Consider the following 3320-nt stretch of genomic DNA (forward strand, 5'->3'; position numbering starts at 1 on the left):
CTCGATGACCTGATCGAGCCACTCCTGGTCGGGCTTCACGCCGGCCAGGTCCATCGGCAGCGTGATGTTCTCGAGCGCCGACAGCGTGGGCACCAGGTTGAAGGCCTGGAAGATGAAGCCGACGTTGTCGCGTCGCAGCAGGGTGAGGTCGCGCTCGCTCAGGGCCGAGAGGTCGGTGTCGCCGATGAAGACCTGACCGCCCGTGAGCGTGTCGAGTCCGGCCTGACAGTGCATCAGGGTGGACTTTCCCGAACCCGATGGTCCCATGATGGCGGTGAACCTGCCGCGGGCGAACTCGACGTCGACGTCGTCGAGGGCACGGACCTCGGTGTCGCCCTCGCCGTAGTACTTGCGAGCGCCGACGGCACGCGCCGCGGGTCCGGGGGTCACGTTCGCCTGCGTCATCGCTTCTCCAAGTGGGGGTTTGCTCTCGAGAGACTAGTGAGAGATGGCATCGAGCACGCGCAGGTTTCCGGCCCGCCGGGCGGGCAGCCACGCCGCGACGAGCGTGGCGACCGCCGCCAGTACGACCACTTGCGCGATCGGGGCGATCGGGATGGTGAACGATCCGCCGAAGCTGCTGTCGGGAAGGGCGCTCACCGCACCCCAGCCGAAGAGCACCCCGGCGCCGACCCCGAGCACGGTGCCGAACAGGGCCACGATCACGGCCTCCCAGCGCACCATCCGCCGGGTCTGGCGGCGGGTCATGCCGACGGCTCGGAGAAGGCCCAGCTCGCGGGTGCGTTCATGCACCGACAGCGCCAGCGTGTTGGCGATGCCGATCAGGGCGATGACGATGGCGAGCGCGAGCAGGGCGTTGACCACCAGCAGGGCGCTGTCGATGGTGTCCTCCAGGGACTGCTGGAACTCCGACGCCGTGTCGATGGAGATCTGTGGGTACGTCGTCTCCAGTTGGGCCACGAGCGGCGCGAGCTCGGCCGTCGTGGATCCCTCGGCGAGCGACGCGGCGATCCACTCGTCGGCCTGCTCGGCACCGGCGTCGTCGAACACCTGGTCGGGAACCAGTGGGTCCTCGAGGATGGTGGCGTCGGCGTAGATCCCGGCCACGGTCAGATCGGCGGTGTAGCCGGTGGCGAACTCGATGGGCACGGTGTCGCCGACTCCGACGGCGAGCTCGTCGGCCAGGTCGTCGTGGAGCACGATCACGTCGGTGGTGTCGCCGGTGGGCAGCGCGCCGCTACGGAGATCGATGTCGAAGAGGTCCTCGACCGACCCCAGGTCGAGCGCGGTCACCTCGTGCACGTCGGTGCCGAGTCGAGCGTCGTCGTAACGCATGCCCGTGACGGTTTCGAACTGTCCGCTCGCCTCGAGCTCGTCGGCCAGCGTCGCCGGCATGCCGGCACCGTCGTCGGTCGGCGCGATCACGTAGTCGGCGGTGACCGACTGCTCGATCAGTCGACCGAGGCTGGACTTGACCGACTCCCCGACGACGTAGCCCGTCGTCACGAGCGACAGGCCGATCATCAGGGCGGCAGCGGTGGTCGCGGTGCGGCGGGGATTGCGGCTCGCGTTGCCGCGAGCGAGTGCGCCGGCCGTGCCCATGAGGCGGGCGACCGGCCACCCGAGCACGACGGTGAGCGGTCGGGCGACAGCCGGACTGGCCAGGGTCAGGCCGAGGAACACCATGAGGGCCGCCACGCCCAGGACGAGGATCGTCACGATGGTGGAGAGGGACGGGCCGAACAGCCCGGCCGCGCCGAGGGCCACGCCGGCGATCAGGGTGAGGCCACCCCGGACCAGGCGCTGGCGACTGTTCTCCTTCGACACGACGGCCCCGTCGCGCAGCGCCACGATCGGTGCGACCGCCGCGGCGGCACGGGCGGGAGCGATCGACGAGACGACGGTGACTCCCACGCCGAGTACGAGGGCGAGGACGATCGTCCGCGCCGCCAGGATGGTCGGATAGGCGGGAAGCTGGGCCCCCAGCGCCTCGAAGAGCGCCGTCAGCAGGGCGGCGATGCCGACGCCGGCGGCCAGGCCGATCACGCTGGCGATCACGCCGACGATCAGGGCCTCGGCGATGACCGACCGGCGGAGCTGGCGGGGATCGGCGCCGATCGCTCGCAGAAGGCCCATCTCGCGGACCCGCTGGCCCAGGACGATGGCGAACGTGTTGTAGATGATGAAGATCGACACGAACAGCGACACGATGGCGAAGCCGAGCAGCACGTTGCCGATGATCGTGATGCCCTCGTCGAACTCGGCCGATTGTTCGGCGGTGACGGTGGCCTGGTCGACGATCTCGGCTCGGGTGTCGCCGAGGAGGTCGACGATCGTCGCCGTGACGGCGGCCGCGTCGGCCCCGGGGGAGAGCCGTATCGGGATCTGGTCGACCAGTGTGTCGCCGCCGAAGAGGCGTTGGGCCTCGTCGAGCGAGACGTGCATCAGGGTGGCGCCGACGGTTGCGTTGTCGGAACCGAAGCTGGTGGTGGCGACGAGGGTCACGTCGGGCCACAGCCCCTGGGGAGTGACGACGTCGTAGCGCTCGCCGATGACGAAGCCGTGCTGTTCGGCGGCGGTGACGTCCATGGAGAACTCGTCGGGCCCGTCGGGTGCGCTGCCGTCGACGATCGTGAACGAACCCAGGGCGGTGTCGTCGGACCACGCGAAGGTGAGCTGGGGCGGACCGGCGGTCGTGATCGTCGTGCCGTCGGCCTTGATCGGCTGGATGGCGTTCTCCTCGGATTCGACGAAGGCCATCGCGTTGTCGATGCCGTCGAGCGCGGCGATCTCTGCGACCAGTTCCTCGGACAGGGGAATGGGATCCCCGAACTCGCTGGTCGGTCGCACGAGCAGATCGGTGCCGGAGGAGATGTCCTCGGAGAGGTCACCGAAGGTGGAGCGCAGCCCGTCGGACATCACGAAGCTGGACACGACGAAACCGACACCGAGGACGACAGCGAAGGTGGTCATCAGGAAGCGGGCCTTGTTGGCCGCGAGATTGCGGAGGGTGAGGCGCAGCACGTCAGTTCCCGATGGCCTTCATGCGGTCGAGGACCGACGCCGGGGTGGGTGCGTGGAGCTCGTCGACGATCTTGCCGTCGGCGAGGAAGATGACCCGGTCGGCGTAGGCCGCGGCGACGGGATCGTGGGTGACCATCACGATCGTCTGGCCGAGCTCTCGCACCGCCCGTCGCATGAACGCGAGGATCTCGGCCCCGGTCGTGGAGTCGAGGTTGCCGGTGGGTTCGTCGGCGAAGATGATCTCGGGCCGGCTGGCGAGGGCGCGGCTGACGGCGACGCGTTGTTGTTGACCGCCGGACAGTTCGTTCGGGCGGTGTGAGGTGCGGTCGGCGAGC

General features: G+C 69.3%; 3 protein-coding genes. All 3 read right to left on the reverse strand.

Translation table 11 applies throughout. The features are described 5' to 3' along the window. On the reverse strand, positions 1-390 hold a 390-nt coding region (locus tag RIB98_00925), incomplete at its 3' end, for an ATP-binding cassette domain-containing protein (protein ID MEQ8839516.1). Positions 391-438: 48 nt separating this feature from the next. Further along, the gene (locus tag RIB98_00930; protein ID MEQ8839517.1) at positions 439-2985 is read right to left on the reverse strand and encodes an FtsX-like permease family protein; all 2547 of its coding nucleotides are present in this window, start codon (positions 2983-2985) and stop codon (positions 439-441) included. 1 nt (position 2986) lies between these two features. Then, on the reverse strand, positions 2987-3320 hold a 334-nt coding region (locus RIB98_00935; protein MEQ8839518.1), incomplete at its 5' end, for an ABC transporter ATP-binding protein.

The organism is Acidimicrobiales bacterium (assembly GCA_040219515.1).
In the GTDB taxonomy this organism is placed as follows: domain Bacteria; phylum Actinomycetota; class Acidimicrobiia; order Acidimicrobiales; family Aldehydirespiratoraceae; genus JAJRXC01.